This is a genomic window from Brumimicrobium aurantiacum (assembly GCF_003402975.1).
Classification (GTDB): domain Bacteria; phylum Bacteroidota; class Bacteroidia; order Flavobacteriales_D; family Crocinitomicaceae; genus Brumimicrobium; species Brumimicrobium aurantiacum.
Genome location: NZ_QURB01000005.1, coordinates 192,185 through 211,874, shown reverse-complemented (window position 1 = coordinate 211,874; position 19,690 = coordinate 192,185). Strand labels below are relative to the sequence as shown.

The following is a 19,690-nucleotide window of genomic DNA, read 5'->3' as shown; positions in this document are numbered from 1 at the left end:
ATTATAATTAGAGGAAATTACCATGGAAGAAAAAAAAGTTGCAGTTGTTGGAGCAGGACTTGTTGGAAGTTTATTTGCTGTGCTATTGGCCAAAAAAGGAATGGAAGTCGATGTGTTTGAACGTCGTCCTGATTTGAGAAAAGCGAAAGAAATTGGCGGAAGATCTATCAACTTGGCACTTTCAAACCGTGGTTTTAAGGCACTTGAATTGGCAGGATTTGCACAAGAAATTCGTGATATTTCTATTCCCATGTATGGTAGAAAAATGCATGATGTTGAAGGTAATCTTACCTACCAAGCTTATGGGAAAGACAATGAAGCAATTTATTCTGTTTCTCGTGGTGAATTGAACAGACGCCTAATGAATTTGGCTGATGATTATGAAAATGTAAAATATCGCTTTGATCGTTTTTGTGAAGATATCAATTTGAAAGAAAACAAAATTGAATTTATAAACGAAGTTTCTAAAGACAAGGAGCATTATGCCTATGATCATATCTTCGGTGCTGATGGTGCTTTTTCTGCCGTTAGAGGTGTACTACAAAAAACACCAATGTTCAATTATTCTCAAGAATATTTAGCGCATGGTTATAAAGAGCTGTCTTTTCCTCCTAACGAAGACGGAACTCACCGTTTTGATAAAAACTGTTTACATATTTGGCCACGTGGCGAATTTATGATGATTGCACTACCTAATTTGGATGGTAGTTTTACAGTTACTTTATTTTTCCCTCACAAAGGAGAAACATCTTTCGAAAGTTTGGATACTGAAGAAAAAGTAATGGACTTTTTTAAAGCTACTTTCCCAGATGCTGTACCACACATGCCAACATTAGTTGAAGATTATTTTGCTAATCCAACTTCTAACTTAGTCACTGTTCGTTGTAGTCCGTGGAATTATGAAGATAAAGTTTTATTACTTGGTGACGCATCACATGCTGTAGTACCATTCTATGGACAAGGATTGAATTCAGGGCTTGAGGATTGTAGCGTGTTTTTTGAGATGTATGAAAAGTATAACGGAAATGTAAAAGAATTTTTTGAAGCCTTTAGTGAACAACGTGTTCCAGACGGAAATGCAATTGCTGATTTAGCTTTATATAATTACATTGAAATGCGCGATTTGGCTGGTGATAAAGACTTTTTGTTGCGTAAGAAAATAGAAAGAAAGTTCAGTGATCTGTACCCAAATAAATGGATGCCGTTATATTCTCAGGTAACTTTTAGTCATATTCGATATTCTGAAGCTTTAGCTGCTGGAAATCGCCAACGTAAGATTATGGATGAGGTGATGGAAATGGAGAATATTCACGAATGTTGGGATGATCAAAAGGTAATTGATAAAATATTGACTTTAGTATAATGAAAAATTTAGTATTGCTTCTTTTAATTACGTTGTCGTTTACTATTGGACTTAATGCCCAATACAAACCAAAAAACAAGAAGAAGCAGTTTTATGGGAATCAAAGAATTCAAATGCCACTTTACCGTTGGGTAACAGGTGACTATGCGAGAAACGGGATTCAATTTTCGTTTGGGCCGACCTATACTTTTACAAAAACAGGAGTCAGTGAAGGCGAACATTCTATTATATCTTCCTCTTCAGGTGCAGATTCATTGTTGATATATAACCAAGAAGCTAAAGGTAGACTTGGTGCATTTGTAGAAATCGGAATGGTTCATATAACCAAAAAACCACGTAAACTACTTCATTACTATGACTGGGGAGTTGGTTTTAAATTGTATGGTGGACGTGAAATTACCAATACAAATGTTTACGATAATCGCGATACCTTAATTGGGAGTTTAGAAGGTGAAGGGAAGTTTTACAATGGTTATTTGTATGGACGTTTTAGTGCACATAATGTATTTCAAATTAATCCTCATTTTTTCTTAGATAATGCCTTAGGCGTTAACTTAGATTACTCAATTATGAGAGGAAATATGGAATATGATGGCTATAGAGCTCCAACTGAACAGAAGTTTCAAGAGGATTTAATGGCACAATTACATTACGCTCTAGGATTAGGGATTAAACCTTATGCAGATAAAGGATTCTTTTTCATACCAAGTATTGAAGTTCCGTTTTTAGGATTGCATGAATGGAATGGGGGAACTCCAGCAATTCATTGGTTCTCTAGTAAATATTACCCTGCAATGCTAAGACTTAAGTTTGTATGGTTGTTTAAAAAAGATCCTAACCGTTGTCCTCCAGTTGAAATTAACTCAACAGATCGACAGCATATCAAAAATCAGAAGAGTAAGTAGTTTAACGTTTACTTTTGAAGAAGTTTTTCATGAGTTCGCTGCATTCCTCTGCCATTACTCCACCCACAATTTCTGTAGTGGGGTGAAACACTCCTTCATATCTTAAAGCGCCACGTCTTTCGTCTTTTGCACCGTAAACAATCTTACTGATTTGTGACCAGTTTAAAGCCCCGGCGCACATCACACAAGGTTCGAGGGTTACATATAAGGTACATTTTTTAAGGTACTTTCCTCCCAAATGCTCTGCAGCAGCGGTAATACTTTGCATTTCAGCATGTGCCGTTACGTCGTTGAGTTGTTCCGTAAGATTATGTCCTTTGGCAATAATTTGATTCTCCACAACAATTACAGCTCCCACAGGAACTTCATCCAATTCATAAGCTCGCTCTGCTTCTTCAAAAGCCTTACGCATGAAATAATTATCATCAAAAGGTGTAATCATGTTGTGTGTTTTTTTAATGCAAATTTAAGAAAGGAGTCGATTTTACCTTTATTCGGTTTCAATGTTTTCAATTTCGAATCCAGAAATTGAATCAGTATCACTTTTTTTGTTGTCTTCCATGTTGTAGATTAAAAATAGTAAAACTGCAATAACGACAGAATAGATCACAAAACGGATGACCATTTTCCAACTTTTGGAGAGATTTTGATGTTTTTTAAAATCGAATTTTGATGACTTCATATATATTTAATTCGGTTTTGGTAACCTTTTTTCGAAAATAACGTTTAAAAACGATACTAAACGCTTTTATAAAACTAACATTTTCAAAAACACGAATTATGAATACCAAAATTTGTCCAAGTTGTTCTAAGGAATTTCAAGGTAGAAGAAACAAAAAGTATTGTTCTGTTTCATGTAAAAATCAATATCATAATGAAGAATACCGAAACTCAAATCAAACGGTAATCACATTGAACAGAACCTTACAAAAGAATCGCGTAATCTTAAAAGATTTATTTAAAGTTTACCGTAGTTCGGCTATTCCATTGAGTGTTCTAGAGGCACATGGTTTTGACAAGAAATTTCATACTCATTTGTTTAATGCACCATCTGGCGACCGTTATACAATGGTCTATGAATTGGGCTACAAAACATCTTTTGATAATCAAATACAAATTGTAGAAATGGATGAGGTGGTTTAAAATCAAATATGGTTTTAGCATCTTCAATTTGTTATCTTAGCAATCTAACATTAAATCAAGAAAATTGGAATCAAATAAAAAATATATATTAGTCACTGGAGGAGCTGGCTATATCGGATCTCACACCGTAGTTACATTAATCGAAAAGGGGTATACACCTATAATTATTGATGATTTTAGAAATGCCAATCAAGATGTGATTGAGCGTTTATCCAAAATTACTGGAGAAGAAATCATATACTTTAATGTGGCTTGTCAAGATAGTTTTCGCTTGAAAGGTGTGTTTGGACAATTTCCTATTGAAGGAGTGATTCATTTTGCGGCGGATAAAGCTGTTGGTGAGTCAGTAGAAAAACCTTTAAAGTATTTCGAAAATAATTTTGGGGGACTTACGAGTATCTTAGAATTGGTGCAGGAATTTGAAGTGAAGAACTTTGTATTCTCTTCAAGTTGTACTGTCTATGGAGATCCTGAAGTGATTCCTGTAACAGAAGAAAGTCCAGTTTCTTACAATTCACCTTATGGTTTTACCAAAAAAGTTTGTGAGGAGATGATTGAACAATTTGTTGCAAGTTGTCCAATCGTAAAAGCTACCTTATTACGTTATTTCAACCCAGTTGGAGCACACGAAAGTGGTTTAATTGGTGAGGAACCAGATGGAAAACCAAACAATTTATTACCATTCATTACCCAAACCGCAGCTGGAGTAAGAAAAGAATTGACTGTTTTTGGTGATGATTACGATACACCAGATGGAACTTGTATTCGTGATTATATTCACGTTGTAGATCTCGCAGAAGCACATGTTGCAGCTTTAGAAAATGCAATGAATAGCACAGAAAATCTTATGGTTTTCAATGTTGGAACAGGAAAAGGATCAAGCGTGTTAGAAATGATCAAAACTTTTGAGGAAGAAACAGGAATTGAACTTCCATACAAAATAGGTCCACGTAGAGAAGGAGACATTAAAGAAATTTATGCCAACACGGATAAAGTAAATCAAACTTTAAACTGGGAATCTCGTAAAACAATTAATGAAGCGATAGCAACTTCTTGGAAATTTGAAAAGTACATCAGAGAATTAAGAAAGTAATAACAGCAACAGCATTTCAGAGTGAGAAACAGAGTGAGAAGTGATGTTTTAAAATCACCGCAGGTGAAAAACTCCGCGAACTCAACTACTTTCTGACCTTTGCGTTACTCTGCGATACCTCCGTTACCTCTGCGGTAAAAACAGCAACAGCAATTCAGAACGAGAAGTGAGGTATTGAAATCACCGCAGGTGAGAAACTCCGGGAACTCTACCAGCGCACATCTCTGCGTAATCTTTGCGTATCTCAGCGGTAAAAACAACATAAAACATTTCAGAATGAGAAGTGATGTATTAAAATCCCCGCAGGCGAAAAACCTGTAAAAACAACCCCGTAAACAAAATATAACCATAAAAAAACACCTTGTAGAAATCAATCCACAAGGTGTTTTTATTTTATGCTGAGTGAAGCTTAGAACTTCAATACTTCATTTAATGTAGCACTTGGTTGCATTACCTTAGTAATGTTTTCCTCTGGAGCGTTAAAGTACCCACCGATTGGAGCTGCTGATCCTTGAACTTCGTTCAATTCCTTAACAATTGCTTCTTCGTTTTCAGTTAATTTAGATGAGATAGGCTCGAACTTCGCTTTTAATTCAGCGTCGTTTGATTGTGCTGCCAATTCTTGCGCCCAGTACATTGCCAAGTAGAAGTGACTTCCTCTGTTGTCTAACTCATTCACTTTACGTGATGGAGATTTACCAGTCATCAATAATTTAACTGTTGCATTATCTAATGCTTCAGCCATTACTTTTGCTTTTGGATTTTCAGTAACCTCTGCATAATGCTCTAATGATACAGCCAATGCTAAGAACTCACCTAATGAATCCCAACGCAAGTGATTTTCTTCTGTTAATTGCTCAACGTGTTTTGGAGCAGATCCACCAGCACCAGTTTCAAATAATCCACCTCCGTTCATCAATGGAACGATAGATAACATTTTTGCACTTGTTCCTAATTCTAAAATTGGGAATAAATCTGTAAGGTAATCACGTAATACGTTTCCTGTTACAGAAATTGTGTCTTTACCTTCTTTTACACGTTTTAATGAGAATACTGTAGCATCAAATGGAGACATAATTTGAATCGCTAATTTTGATGTATCGTATTCTTTTAAGTATGTATTTACTTTTTTGATTAACTCACGGTCATGTCCACGGTTTTCATCTAGCCAGAATACTGCAGGAAGTCCGCTATCAGTAGCACGTTTAACAGCTAATCTTACCCAGTCCTTAATTGGTTCGTCTTTAGTTTGACACATTCTCCAGATATCACCTTCTTCAACAGTGTGCTCTGTTAATACATTATCGTTAGCGTCAATTACACGAACTGTTCCATTTGCTGGAATTTCGAATGTTTTATCATGTGAACCATATTCCTCTGCTTTTTGTGCCATCAAACCAATGTTTGAAACACTTCCCATTGTACGTGGGTCAAAAGCTCCATGTTCTTTACAGAAATCGATTGTTGCTTGGAATACATTTGCATAAGAACTGTCTGGAATTACCGCTTTAGTATCTTGCTGGTTACCTTCTTTGTTCCACATTTGTCCAGATGTACGAATCATTGCTGGCATTGAAGCATCAATAATAACATCACTTGGTACATGTAAATTTGTAATTCCTTTGTCTGAATTTACCATTGCGATGTCTGGACCATTCTCCATTGCTGCATTTAAATCTTCTTGGATTGCTGCTTTTTCATCTGCTGGTAAAGTTTCGATACGACTCAATAAATCACCCAAACCATTTGAAACATTTACACCTAATTCATCGAATTTAGCTGCATGTTTTTCAAATACAGGTTTGAAGTATGTGCGAACAGCATGACCAAAAATAATTGGGTCAGAAACCTTCATCATTGTCGCTTTCATGTGTAAAGAGAACAAGATTCCTTTTGCTTTAGCATCTTTTACTTGTTCGTCTAAGAATGAAATTAAAGCTTTTTTATTCATTACTGTAGCGTCGATAACCTCTCCGTCCAATAATGCTAAATTGTCTTTCAATACAGTTTTCTCTCCGTTGGCATCCAATTCGATACGTACTGAAGTTGCTCCGTCAATAGTTACAGATTTTTCGTTTGATTTGAAATCTCCACTTGACATAGTTGCAACATGCGTTTTTGAGTCAGCACTCCAAGCTCCCATTCTATGTGGATTTTGCTTAGCATATTCTTTAACTGCTCTTGGTGCTCTACGGTCAGAGTTACCTTCACGTAAAACAGGGTTTACAGCACTACCTTTTGCAACATCATATTTTGCCTTAATTGACTTTTCTTCATCATTTTTTGGCTCCTCAGGATAATCCGGTAAAGGGTATCCTTGAGATTGTAATTCGCTAATTGCTTTTTTGATCTGTGTTACAGAAGCAGAAATGTTTGGTAATTTAATGATGTTGGCTTCAGGTTTCTTAACCAACTCACCTAATTCCTTTAAATCATCAGCAACTTGTTGTTCTTTACTTAACAATTCTGGAAATTGAGCTAAGATTCTTCCTGCAAGAGAAATATCTCTAGTTTCAAATTCAATTCCTGCTTGACTACCAAAGGCACGAATGATTGGAAGTAAAGAGTGTGTTGCTAACATTGGCGCTTCGTCCGTTAGCGTGTAAATGATGTTTGATTTTATCGGTGCCATACCTCTTATTTATTTATGAGCAAATGCTCGATTTCTGATTAAAATTTTGCAGTCACAAAGATAAGAATTAATGGTGGTTTTTAGTGGTAATTTGTTGGTTAAAATGGGATAGGCTATTTTGGTCTAAAGAAATGGCTTGACTATTTCTTGTGAAATGTTACCTCCTCTTTTTTACCAATTTTGCATTGTGATAAACTGTTCATTGCATGATCTGTAAGTTGTAAAATTCTAGCGTAACCTCCTGTTGTTTGTGCATCTCTCATAAGGATAATGAGCTCACCTGATGGTGTGAGTTGAACTGTTCCTGGTTGTACCGGTGCAGTAATAATTTCTGGAGCGGTAAGATCGGGTGTGTTCCCCAGCTGCACTGCCATTCTATTGCTTTTTGGTTTTACAAAGTATTTATGATTGAATAATTTCTCTTGATCATCTTTACCTAAGCAATCAAACTCAGGACCGGGATAAACATCCAAACGGGTGCGGCAAAATTTATCGTGTATCGGGATAACCCTAGCATTGAAATCTAAAGGTTGGAATTGTGTTTTTACATACAATAATTGCATGTCTTTGGTCAACTTTGCTCCTGGATTTATAGAAGGGTGATAACTCACACTTTCCAATACTTTCACTGTCGAAAATCCTTCTAAAATCCCTAAATAACCATAGTTTCCAGTTTTTGCTTGACCAATTGCTAATGTACTTTCTGCAGGTACATATATTGGTGAAGAATGAGTGATTTCCTTTCCGTTTAATTGCACATCGAATTCAGCACCAGTCAGTACAATATATGTTTCAGCATAAAAAAATAGGGTTGGACCGCTGATGGTGAATTCTAAAACAGGTTTTAAAGATTGATGCTGCAACAAATGATTGGCTAAAATATAGGCATGTTGATCCATAGCTCCACTTGTTGGAACGCCAAAATGTCGATGATTCAATCTTCCTTGATCTTGAACTGTAGTGTGTAATCCTGGGTTTATTACTTCAATCATTGTTTGCGATTTTTTCAAGTGAATACTGACCCAATTCAACTTGTTTCTCAATATGGTCGAATGTTTTTTTGTCAATGCTTCTAAACTGAATTAAATCTCCAGCTTGAAGTAAGGATGGCTGCGTTTTGGTAACATCAAAAAAACACAATGGACTTCTTCCAATTATATTCCATCCACCTGGAGATGCATTAGGGTAAACACCTGTTTGATTGCCAGCAATTCCTACTGATCCGGCAGCAACACTTTTTCTCGGACTTGCTTTGCGCGGAAAAGACAACTGTTTATCCATACCTCCCAAATAGGGGAAGCCTGGTGCAAAACCAATAAAATATACGGGATAAATGGGAGAGGTGTGAAGATCGATAATCTTTGATGTCTCAATCTGTTTCTCCTGGGCCAATTCATCAATGTCGAGGGCAAAAGGCTTTTCATAACACACTGGAATTTGGATAATTTCCTTTTGGTCTTCGAGTATTTCTTGAGGTACGATATCAGTAATGAATTGTGTTATTTTTTTTATTTTTTTCTCAATTTTAAATTCAGGATGAAAATAAATTGCACTCTCTTGATAAGCTATGGAGTAACCTTCGATGTATTTTTTAAATTTCTTCAGAACTTTATTGGTCACAGTGTCCAATTGCAGGTGAATTTTATAGTCAATCTCATCACTATATCGGATGATTAATCCATGATCTCCAAATTGTGATATTGAGGGTGACTTTTTCATTGCGTTTATTTGATTTGCGTATGAATAAATTTAAGTATTTCAACTGCTTTAGGGTGATCACCATGCAAACAATAGGTCTCAGCAGTGATATGCCTTTTTTCACCAGTATCAACGATTATTGTATTGTCGAAATGCATTGATTTTAGTTGTTTCCAAACTTCTTTTGGTTCTGAAATTAGCGCGTTTTCCTTTTTCCGATTCACCAAATTTAAATCAGCAGTATATCTTCTGTCAATAAACCCTTCATGATAAATTTTATGTGTTTTTTGACCTAAAGTATCCAAAAAACCACCTTTTAAGGTGTAAATTGATGTTTTTACGTCAATTTCATCTAAAACTGAGAGAAAAAGTTCTGCTTTGTTTTTATCATTGACTAAATCATGATAAAGTGCTCCATGAGGTTTGATGTGGTGAACTTCAGCATTGTTTTGATCAGCAATTGAATAGAAGTTAAGTAACTGAACTTCTAAGCTGGCTTTGAGGAATTCATCAGTAATCTCAGGACGAACTCTTCCAAAATTCTCTTTATCAGGATAGGAGGGATGTGCACCAATTTTTACATTGTTCTTTTTGGCCAATTCAAGCGTTGCTAGAATTGATTGGTTGTCTCCGATGTGTCCGCCCGTAGCAATATTACATGACTGTAGATAGGGCATTAGGGCTTTATCTTGGCCAGCCATTTCTCCCACGTCAGCATTGATATTGATCTTCAATTTCTGCATGGCATTAAGGTAGTGAAAAATATTAATTTCACAATTACTGAAAAGTGGTTAACCTTCTTTTATGATTTCAAAGAATGTTAACCACTAGTATATTTGTATTTCTGTATTGTAAATTAAACCACAATGTTTACAATTCGTCCCGGAACAACAATTACCTTTTTAGGTGTTTTGCCGTCTAGGTATTTTTGAGATTTTTCCATTCCTAAAACCTCTTTTTCTATTTCGTCTTTTGACAAACTGTTGGCTAATTCTACTTTAAATCTCATTTTTCCATTGAAACTTACAGGGTATTCGAATGCGTCTTCAACCAAGTAATCTTCATTACAAACTGGATATTGTGCATCATTTACAGACCCTTCATTGCCCAATATTGACCATAATTCTTCAGCAATATGTGGAGCGTAAGGCGCAAGTAAAATCACCATTTCTTGCAAAATAGCTTTGTTGTTACATTTTTGTTCTGTCAATTCATTTACACAAATCATCAGCGCAGAAACCGTTGTGTTAAACACATAACGATCCATATCTTCTTGCGCTTTCTTGATGGTTTTATGCAACGTTTTTAATGCCTTTGCATCTGCTTTGTCCTCCGAAAGACTAACATTTCCTTCTTGGTCATGGAATAATCTCCACACTTTTTTCAAGAAGTTGTTTACACCATTGATTCCTTTAATGTCCCAAGGTTTTGCTTGTTCGATTGGACCTAAGAACATTTCATACATTCTTAAGGTATCTGCTCCATATTTTTCTACTAAATCATCTGGATTCTGAACGTTGAATTTTGATTTCGACATTTTTTCAACCTCGTGTCCACATTTATAACTTCCATCATCTTCTAAGATAAACTCTGCGTTTGCATACTCTTCTCTCGATGCTTTGAAAGCTTCAACATCTAAAACGTCATTGTCTACAATATTGATGTCTACGTGAATTCGTGAAGTTTTAAATTCTTTTCGCTTACCAAAGCTTACGAATTTACCACTGTCTTTATCTCTATAAACAAAATTACTTCTTCCCAAGATCATACCTTGGTTGATCATTTTTTGGAATGGCTCTTCGAATGGAATATGTTCTCTATCGTTTAAGAACATCGACCAAAAACGAGAGTACAACAAGTGTCCAGTGGCGTGTTCAGCCCCACCAATATATAAATCTACATTATTCCAGTAGTCCACTTTTTCCTTGGCAACAAATTCGTTGTTGTTTGAAGGATCCATGTAGCGTAAGAAATACCAAGAACTTCCTGCCCAACCTGGCATTGTATTCAATTCCATTGGATGAACATTTTCTTCGTCTGCACGGTCCTTGGTTGTCAATTCATTTTTCTCACTATCCCAAAACCATTTTGTCGCATTTCCTAGTGGTGGCTGACCATCTGGAGTTGGTAAGTATTTATCTACCTCTGGCAATTCGATTGGTAAATATTGATCTTCAATTGTTTTTGCTACTCCATTGTCATAATAGACTGGAAATGGTTCTCCCCAATAACGTTGACGAGAGAATACTGCATCACGCAAACGGTAATTTGTTTTCGCCTTTCCTATTTTCTTCTCCTCTAAAACTTCAATTGCTTTTTGAATCGCTTCGGCAACTTCCAATCCATTTAAGAAATCAGAATTAGCAATTTTTCCTTTCTTTTCAGTGTACGCTTCTTCTTCAATTGAAACGTCGGCAAATATATTTTTTATTGGAATTTCGAAGTGCTTCGCGAAATCATAATCACGTTGATCTCCACAAGGAACCGCCATTACAGCACCAGTACCGTAGGAAGCCAAAACATAATCTCCAATCCAAATTTGAATTTTTTCTCCACTCAATGGGTGAACAGCATAAGCACCTGTGAATTGTCCAGAGATTGTTTTGGTATCCGCCATACGGTCACGCTCCGATTTCAATCCAGCTTGTTGTTGGTAAGCATTAACTTCATCCTTATATTCTTGAGTTGTGATTTGACTCACCAATTCGTGTTCTGGAGCCAAAACCATAAATGAAACACCGTAAATTGTATCAGGGCGAGTTGTAAATACTTCAATTTCCTCTTCGTGATTATCAACTTTGAAGTTTACGGATGCACCTACAGATTTTCCAATCCAATTGCGTTGAATATCTTTTACTGCATCCGACCAATCTAATTGATCTAATCCTTTCAATAAACGTTCAGCATAAGCTGTGATTCGCATTGACCATTGACGCATTAATTTTTGTTCCACCGGATGTCCACCACGTTCTGAAACGCCGTTTACGATTTCATCATTGGCCAAAACAGTTCCCAAAGCAGGACACCAGTTTACCCATGAATCCGCTAAATAAGTTAAACGGTAATCCATCAAAATTGAAGCTTGTTTTTCTACATCGAAAGCTTTCCATTCTTCAGCAGAAAATTCGATTTCGCAAGCGTTCACGGCATTTATATTTGCATTTCCTTCTTTTTCAAAAACAGCAATTAGTTCTTCAAGTGGCAATGCTTTGTTGGCATCATTACAGTAAAATGAATTAAACAATTGTTTAAAAATCCACTGTGTCCATTTGTAATATTTAGGATCTGAAGTTCTCACCTCTTTTGACCAATCGAAAGAAAAACCAATTTTATCCAATTGCGAACGGTAGCGTTTCAAATTTTCATCCGTTGTTACCGCTGGGTGTTGCCCCGTTTGAATAGCATATTGTTCAGCTGGCAAACCAAAAGAGTCATAACCCATAGGGTGAAGGACGTTAAACCCTTTTAATCTTTTGTAACGCGCATAAATATCTGAAGCGATGTATCCAAGTGGATGTCCAACGTGAAGTCCAGCTCCTGAAGGATAAGGAAACATTGTTAAACCATAATATTTGGGTTTTTCAGTGTCTATTTTGGCAACATAAGTATTGTTTTCCTGCCAATATTTCCTCCACTTCTCTTCTATTGCGTTAAAATTGTATTCCATGCTTTTTTGCTGTTTGTTTTTTGAAAGAGGCAAAGATAATTTTTTTTAAGTTGGTAATTGTAAAGAAAGGTTGAGAATAGATTTAGTTTTTATAAATACGCTGCCGAGAGTTTTCAACTCGTAGTCGTATTTATAAAACTCTCGGCAGCGTATTTTTAACAAATCACCGATCAATTCAACGTATTAAAATCCTTATCTTCGGCGAAAAAAATATGAATTTTTCAACTAGTTTAGGAATACTCCGCGTTTTGGCTTTGATAGAAGGAATTTCTTACCTTGCTTTAGGTTTAACAATGCCTTTGAAATATATGTATGAGATGCCAATGCCCAACAAAATTGTTGGAATGGCGCATGGTGTTCTTTTCATTTCTTATTGTATTATGGTTTTTGTAGTTAACCAAGAGAAAAAATGGTCAATTATGACAAACTTTTGGGCGTATTTAGCTTCGCTTATTCCTTTTGGAACTTTCGTTGCTGATGCGAAGATCTTTAAAAAAGAACAAGAGAAGGAGTTGAAAACGCTATAGTTTGGATGATGGATCGCGGGCCTTCTACGAGCTTACATTCGGCAAGCTCAGTAACCTCAGTCACCGCACTTGTCACGCAATGTAATCGGGCTACGCGCGGATATTTCTGATGAAAGCGGAGAAATTTGTATCGTTCCCCCGTCAGCTCGAGTGATCCGATAGTCATCGGATTTCGCAGCATAGCGAAGAAATTTGTATCGAGAACAAGGGGCCTTCCTAATTCAGCACTCTTCTCTATACACTTGCACTTTCGTTTCGGCACTCGAAGTGACGTGCTGAAGAAACGTCAAAATACAGCGAACCCTATTCCACCATAAACTTCCGGCGATAAATGTACTTTTCTGTTCTAAGAATGAAAAAATACTGGCCTTTAGATAACTCACTTATATCAATCTTAGGTTTATACTTACCTTTTCGCACCATTTTACCAAGGGGATCTGTGATAATATACTCTTCATTTAAAATATGAGCATCTGTTTGAATTGTAATAAAACCAGAAGCTGGATTGGGATAAATTAAGAAGTCTTTTTCTAATTGTGCTTCTGTAGTGGATGCTATTTCATCTATTGACAATGGATACCAAAATGCTAACCAAGGAGAGTGATATATAGGACAGTTTTCCGGAGGGGTAGAAAACACCGTATTTGTGTCATAAAAAACATTAATCCTTAAATTGAATTCTGGTGGATAAATAGCTTGATCTAACACAACAACCGTATCCCAATAATTATTTGCCAATGCACCTTCACAAAACTTCGTATAGACATCTATTTTTGTAAGTGTATCACTAGCAACAAATTCACTCTCAACTCGTCTAATTGTGGAACCAAGATAAATACCTTTCAGTTTAAAATACACTTTATTTTCTCCATTTTCCTGAAAAACAGATACACTATCAAAAGTATTGTAGGACAAAACCGAAGTAGAAATTGATAAAAAAAATAATAGTAATTTCATAATAATTTTATTTTACTTAACAATAAATCTTTTGGTTGCAATTCCATTTTTACCCTCAAAATGAATTATATACGCCCCTTTGTTGAGACCGGAAACATCTATAAACTCTTCCACTTCCCCATAAAGCAATTGTTTTCCTTGTGTATTATAAATACTATAATTTAAAGTTTTCACTGCCGAAGGATAATCCACATAAAGTTGGGTAGTTACTGGATTTGGAAATAGCGATATTTCAATTTCCTCCTTACTCAAATAGCTACTTGATAATGGTGAGTAGGTAGAGTCTTCTTCTGAAACAAAAGCACTATCTGTTAAAGTATAAAAATCTCTTTCTGGACAATTTCCATTGAAATATGTATTCGTATCTTTATAGGTTCGCACAATAAGGTTAAAACGTGGATTTAAGCCCTGAGGAACATCAATGATTGTATCATTTATTAATTGACCTATAAAATATGAAGAACAATCTATATAAAACAGATTCACTGCCAAGGTATCAGCGCTTAATACTTCTATTGAAAGGCGTTTAATATAAAAAACACGATTATTTCGTTCCCTAATAAAAACTTTTGTTGGATTCTGACCATAATCAATTCGAACCGAATCGATAGTGTGCATTTTCCACCCTGGAACTACAGGGATTTGATTGTACCCAAAAAGTGGGTACAGTATAATTAATATCAATAATATATATCTCATCAACTTTATTTTTTAGTTTACATACACTAATTTCGCATCCTTAAGCGTTCCATCACACATTAATGTAACACTATACCAGCCTGTATTCAAATTAGAAACATCAATTTGTTTTGTGCTTTCATTTAGATTTACTACATAATTATTGACACTACCGCTTCCTGAAACTGGTGAAACAGCAATTGTCACATTCGAAACGTTTTCTATACTGAAATCAACATCAATATAGCTATCTGCAGGATACCATTGATTACCATGTTCGGAATCATTTGGGGTAGATAAATAACTTCCTTTAGTAGAAATCTCTACTAAATTAGTTAGACTTGAAGACTCCAAATTTATTACATAATTGAAAATTGAATCTTCCGATACATTCACCTCATAGTCATACCAACCTAAAACATTCTTACGTTTAAACACGAGCTGATTACTTGCTTCGAATACTTTAATCTGATTGCTAGTAGTGGTTTTCTCATATTTAATACTGATAAAATCTTTGTTTATCTCATAATATGAATTACCAATAGAGTCATAAGCATGCCATACTCCATCAAATTTACTAAACCTAGTATCATTAAAATTGGTATTGATTGTGTCTGATGACTGTCCGTATAAATTTGACAGATTAAAAAAGAAAAAGGCGAGAATCGCAATAAATGTTGTAAATGATTTCATAAAAAGTAGTTTAAATATTTTGAAATCAAAACTATGAAATCAAAACTATGAAGTTTAACATTGTTTAACACTTATTTACGCTTTTTATCGGTCCGTTTTTTTGACATAAGTAACTAATACACCTACTAGAAGAGCAAATCCTATTACTATTAAATGGAGAAATCTATATCGCCCCTCGTCTCGTCGGTTCGAGTAATCGGTTTACCTAGCAGAATGGATAATTTCGTTTCGTTCCCCTTCAGCTCGAGTGATCCGATAGTCATCGGATTTCGCAGCATAGCGAAGAAATTTGAATTCCCCAAATTATCAATTACCCTCTACCAATTGCTCCGCAAACGTTCTTGCAGCACTGTCAACAGAAACGTAGTCTTCGTATTTTGGTTTAAGAATATTCTCAACCCCAAGCATTGTTTTATCATTGATGATGGCGATGTCTAAAAATCCGATTTTCTTGTCCAAGAACGCTTGAACAGTGATTTCATTGGCTGCGTTTAAAGCACATGCGGCTGTTCCTTCCATTTCCATCGCTTTGTATGCCGTATCCAAATTTCTGAAAACTGCTCTGTTGGGTTGTTCGAAAGTGAGGTTTGGATAGTCCATGAAATTAAATCGTGGAAAGTCTGTTTTTAAACGCTCAGGATAAGTCAACGCATATTGAATAGGCAATTTCATATCTGGCAATCCCATTTGTGCTTTCATGCTTCCGTCTTCAAATTGCACTAAAGAATGAACAATAGACTGCGGATGCACAATCACATCAATTTGATCAGGAGTTAAGGCAAACAACCATTTCGCTTCAATTACCTCCAATCCTTTATTCATTAAAGTCGCAGAATCTATCGTGATTTTTGCGCCCATATCCCAATTCGGGTGTTTTAATGCTTGTTCTGGCTTTACCGTTTTTAATTCTTCTGTTGTCCAACCACGGAATGGTCCACCTGAAGCCGTTAAGTAGATTTTCTCAATTTTATTGTGGAATTCACCTGTCAAACATTGGAAAATAGCAGAATGCTCCGAATCAACAGGATAGATATTTACACCGTTTTCTCTGGCCATTTTTGTAATCATTTCACCAGCAACAACTAATGTCTCTTTGTTGGCCAACGCGATTGTCTTCTTAGCTTCAATGGCATGTATCGTTGGTTTTAAACCAGCATATCCAACGAGAGCCGTTAGCACAATATCAACATCAGAAAATTCAACGACTTGACATAAGGATTCTTTTCCACCATACACGTGAATATCATGTTCTTCCAACGCATCTTTCACCTTCAATAAATGGTCTTTATTGACAATAACCACTGTGTTGGGTTTGAACTTTATGGCTTGTTCAATCAGTAAATCCGCATTGTTATTTGCAGTGATTACTTCCAAATCGAATAAATCTGGATAGTTCTCAATCACTTCAAGGGCTTGTGTTCCAATAGAACCAGTACACCCTAAAATGGCAATTCCTTTCGTCTTTTTCTTTTCTTCTTGAACTCCTGTATTCACGGTAAAATAGTTTAGCGCACGAATTTAATCAATTACGAATGATTTAATTGCGAATTAATGATCATTTAATTACGAATTGTAAGGTTTATGTGAGATGATGGAATGCGTATGACACGGATGCTTCAAGAAGCAACACGGATTTTCACGGATTTTCACGGATTTTATTTTCTTTATTATTTTATTGCGGAATGTACGGACGATTTGCAAATCGTCCGTACTCATTACCGCGCAAAATATCCTTCTGTTTTCAACCTAAAAAAAAGGACTGTCAATCGACAGTCCTCTCTTAAAATCAGGCTTTTTAATTCCTAGAAATTAGCAATTAACGACAAAACAAAGTTTCGCCCTGCTCCAGAAAGTCCAGAGCTGTATGGTCGATACCTTTGGTCTGTGATGTTTTCCAATCCTCCACTTACCGTAAAGTTATCGTGGAATTGATACATTGCTTTTAAATTAACAGTGTACCAACTTGGCGAATAAGTATTTCCATTTTCATCAAGTGCATAGATATCACTTTTACCTTGTTCAGAAACAGATAAATCTTCGTGCGCTCTTTCTCCTTGATATTGGGCGTTTACTTCCAAACTCAATTTACGGTAATTGTACTTCAAACGTGTGATTCCAAACCAAGGGGCAGCATGACGAGAAGGACTCACAGAACCATCATCCATTTCTTCTTCTCCCATTTGGTAGTTGAATTTAGAAGTCAGCATGAAACCTTTGGAGAGGTTGATTTCTACTCCGGCTTGAATTCCATAAACATCAGCAACTGCAGCATTTTGAAGTGCTTGAACTTGACTCAATGTTCCATCATACAAAATACTGTCTGCGCCATTCAATTGGTAATCACGACGCACAATTGCATTTTCAAGTAGAGTGTAATACCCTGTTAAATCTAACTTCAACACATTACCAACTACCTTAGTTATTCCTAAATCGAAATTGTAGGCGTATTCTGCACTTAAATCTGGATTAGGAATCACAACAGCTCCTGGTTCAGAATCGAATACTTTCCCAATATCATCCACATTAGGAGATCGGAAGGCTGTTGAAGCATTGAAACGCAAAACTGTTTTCTCGTTGATGCTATATACACCACCAATTCCACCAGTTAAGGCACCGTTGTTTAGCTTTGCTTCTTGAAATGGAAAAGCATAAAAGGAATTGTCAAATTCAGCATTTAGCATGTAATGTGTATAACGCAATCCTGCTTGTAAGGTGAAGCGATCTGTCAATTTGTGTTCATCATTGATATAAGCCCCAAAAGACTGCCATTGCGATTGTGGATAACGTGAGGCACTTGCCGTTACATCACCCGTTACAATGTTCTCCTGAATACCTGTAGAATTCACATCATTTAAAATGTATTCCAAACCGTAAAACAAGTTGTTATTCTTTCCTATACGTTTAGAAAAGTCAGCATTGGCAGAATAAGCAACAACGTTTTCCTCACGATTTCTTCGGATGTCATTGTTAAATTTACGATCAATTCGACTCTCCACAAAATCTTGATGGGCCAATTTTATGCTCATTTGATCATACAAAAAATTGTCAGAAAAGTTGCTAATAGAAAGCTGATTCATCATCCATTTTTGCGGACCATAACCCCATTCTGCGTACTTAGGCTCATCACCTTTCACTTCTAAATGACGATCATAACGACCATAGGCACTTGTCTCTGAATAATGAAATCCATATTCGATGTCCCATTTTTCATTTGGTGCAAATCGAACTTTTTGCATTAAATTCACTTGATTATAAGCACTTGGTGATTGCAGTAATTCGTCTTCCTGATTTACAACAACATCCACACTATCGATACGTTGGACATTATAGGATTTTAGGTAATCGTCTGGACCATGGTTTCCTTGGCGTAAATCACCATATTTATTGGCAGAAACGCTGGTTACAATAGCCCATTTTTGCCAACCTACATTTACATCAAAATGCCCAGTGTTTTCTTGATTTGCTGAAGAGTAGCGCATCATTGCTTTCCCTTTTACATAAGGTTGGTCATCCTTTGAGAATTGTGGTTTAAGCGTTTGAAAACTCATTACTCCACCAATTGCATCACTACCATAAATTGTAGAGCTTGAACCGAAAAGTACTTCAGCGTTTTCCATCGCTAAAGGATCCAATGAAATTACATTCTGGATGTTTCCACCTCTGAAAATCGCCGTATTCATTCTTACTCCGTCAATTGTATAAAGCAAACGATTGGTTGCAAATCCTCGAATCATCGGACTTCCTCCACCTTGCTGACTTTTTTGAATAAATACATCTCCCGAAGTGCCTAACAAATCGGCTGCTGTTTGTGGATTTTGCAAAGCGATGTCCTTAGGAGATAAACTTGAAACTTTATACGGAACATCCGATGAAATTTGACTCCATTTATTGGCTGAAATCACTACTTCATTCATCATAAAAACGCTTGCGGTCAATTCAATTTTAAAGTCGTTTGCTTTTAAAGTCTCATAATTGACCTCTTTCGGTTCATATCCATATAATTTGAATATGATATCGTTCAAACCTTTGAATGCAGATACATCTGCTTCTCCTTTAGCGTTTGTAATTGCAACATGTTGTGCACCTTTACTTCCTATCTGAACAAACTCGATAGGATCAAAAGTTGTTTTGTCAAGGACGGTCACTTTTTGCGCCATTGACAAGGAAATACTAAATAGCATTCCCATGAGTATGATTACTCTCATAATATTTTAATGTTTAAATTATTTTATTTCCTACAATAGCAAAAGCTGGACAAAATAGAATTGTCCATTCACATTTAATAATGCAGGAGTAATTCATCGAAAATACTTGGCTTATTTGCTGTATTTCGA

17 protein-coding genes are annotated in these 19,690 nt (G+C 36.0%); 5 read left to right on the top strand and 12 right to left on the bottom strand.

All coding sequences use genetic code 11. The annotated features are described in order from the left end of the window. Positions 1–22: 22 nt before the first annotated feature. Together DXU93_RS09635 and DXU93_RS09630 are read left to right on the top strand one after the other, a co-directional pair. Positions 23–1,363, top strand: coding sequence for an FAD-dependent oxidoreductase (locus tag DXU93_RS09635; RefSeq protein WP_116881075.1), 1,341 nt, complete (start codon positions 23–25; stop codon positions 1,361–1,363). Continuing rightward, positions 1,363–2,268 carry a hypothetical protein gene (locus DXU93_RS09630; protein WP_116881074.1) on the top strand — a complete coding sequence of 302 codons (906 nt, stop codon included), beginning with the start codon at positions 1,363–1,365 and terminating at the stop codon, positions 2,266–2,268. The genes DXU93_RS09635 and DXU93_RS09630 overlap by 1 nt, the downstream gene beginning before the upstream one ends. 1 nt (position 2,269) lies before the next feature. Here DXU93_RS09630 and DXU93_RS09625 read toward each other — a convergent pair whose 3' ends face one another. Further along, entirely contained in the window at positions 2,270–2,710 is a 441-nt protein-coding gene (locus DXU93_RS09625; RefSeq protein ID WP_116881073.1) for a nucleoside deaminase, read from the bottom strand. 48 nt (positions 2,711–2,758) lie between these two features. Beyond that, positions 2,759–2,950, bottom strand: coding sequence for a hypothetical protein (locus DXU93_RS09620; RefSeq protein WP_116881072.1), 192 nt, complete (start codon positions 2,948–2,950; stop codon positions 2,759–2,761). A 98-nt stretch (positions 2,951–3,048) separates the two neighbouring features. On the opposite strand from DXU93_RS09620, the gene DXU93_RS09615 reads away from it, so the two are divergent. After that, positions 3,049–3,411, top strand: coding sequence for a hypothetical protein (locus DXU93_RS09615; protein WP_116881071.1), 363 nt, complete (start codon positions 3,049–3,051; stop codon positions 3,409–3,411). Between the two features lie 64 nt (positions 3,412–3,475). After that, positions 3,476–4,504, top strand: a complete 1,029-nt coding sequence (gene galE, locus DXU93_RS09610; protein WP_205679252.1) for a UDP-glucose 4-epimerase GalE — start codon at positions 3,476–3,478, stop codon at positions 4,502–4,504. A gap of 409 nt (positions 4,505–4,913) precedes the next feature. On the opposite strand, the gene DXU93_RS09605 is transcribed toward galE, so the two are convergent. The 5 genes from DXU93_RS09605 to leuS all read right to left on the bottom strand — a co-directional run bounded on the left by DXU93_RS09605 (position 4,914) and on the right by leuS (position 12,501). After that, the gene (locus DXU93_RS09605; protein ID WP_116881070.1) at positions 4,914–7,136 is read right to left on the bottom strand and encodes an NADP-dependent isocitrate dehydrogenase; all 2,223 of its coding nucleotides are present in this window, start codon (positions 7,134–7,136) and stop codon (positions 4,914–4,916) included. Between the two features lie 140 nt (positions 7,137–7,276). Continuing rightward, complete coding sequence (locus DXU93_RS09600) at positions 7,277–8,128, bottom strand: 5-oxoprolinase subunit C family protein (RefSeq protein WP_116881069.1); 852 nt, start codon at positions 8,126–8,128, stop codon at positions 7,277–7,279. Next, entirely contained in the window at positions 8,121–8,855 is a 735-nt protein-coding gene (pxpB, locus tag DXU93_RS09595) for a 5-oxoprolinase subunit PxpB (protein WP_116881068.1), read from the bottom strand. Before pxpB ends, DXU93_RS09600 begins: the two co-directional genes overlap by 8 nt. Before the next feature lie 5 nt (positions 8,856–8,860). Continuing rightward, entirely contained in the window at positions 8,861–9,577 is a 717-nt protein-coding gene (locus DXU93_RS09590) for a LamB/YcsF family protein (RefSeq protein WP_116881067.1), read from the bottom strand. Between the two features lie 113 nt (positions 9,578–9,690). Further along, positions 9,691–12,501 carry a leucine--tRNA ligase gene (gene leuS / locus DXU93_RS09585; RefSeq protein WP_116881066.1) on the bottom strand — a complete coding sequence of 937 codons (2,811 nt, stop codon included), beginning with the start codon at positions 12,499–12,501 and terminating at the stop codon, positions 9,691–9,693. A gap of 212 nt (positions 12,502–12,713) precedes the next feature. Here leuS and DXU93_RS09580 point away from each other — a divergent pair, with 212 nt between their 5' ends. Continuing rightward, entirely contained in the window at positions 12,714–13,028 is a 315-nt protein-coding gene (locus DXU93_RS09580; protein WP_116881065.1) for a DUF3817 domain-containing protein, read from the top strand. Between the two features lie 303 nt (positions 13,029–13,331). Here the strand turns inward: DXU93_RS09580 and DXU93_RS09575 are convergent, their stop codons facing one another. From DXU93_RS09575 to DXU93_RS09555, 5 genes are all read right to left on the bottom strand, one after another. Further along, positions 13,332–13,985, bottom strand: a complete 654-nt coding sequence (locus tag DXU93_RS09575) for a T9SS type A sorting domain-containing protein (protein ID WP_116881064.1) — start codon at positions 13,983–13,985, stop codon at positions 13,332–13,334. A gap of 12 nt (positions 13,986–13,997) precedes the next feature. Continuing rightward, entirely contained in the window at positions 13,998–14,684 is a 687-nt protein-coding gene (locus DXU93_RS09570; protein ID WP_116881063.1) for a T9SS type A sorting domain-containing protein, read from the bottom strand. Between the two features lie 12 nt (positions 14,685–14,696). Further along, positions 14,697–15,356, bottom strand: a complete 660-nt coding sequence (locus tag DXU93_RS09565; protein WP_116881062.1) for a T9SS type A sorting domain-containing protein — start codon at positions 15,354–15,356, stop codon at positions 14,697–14,699. A gap of 306 nt (positions 15,357–15,662) precedes the next feature. Further along, on the bottom strand, positions 15,663–16,850 hold the full coding sequence (locus tag DXU93_RS09560; protein ID WP_116881061.1) for a 1-deoxy-D-xylulose-5-phosphate reductoisomerase: 1,188 nt from the start codon (positions 16,848–16,850) through the stop codon (positions 15,663–15,665). Between the two features lie 308 nt (positions 16,851–17,158). Next, entirely contained in the window at positions 17,159–19,561 is a 2,403-nt protein-coding gene (locus tag DXU93_RS09555) for a TonB-dependent receptor (RefSeq protein WP_116881060.1), read from the bottom strand. Between the last annotated feature and the right edge of the window lie 129 nt (positions 19,562–19,690).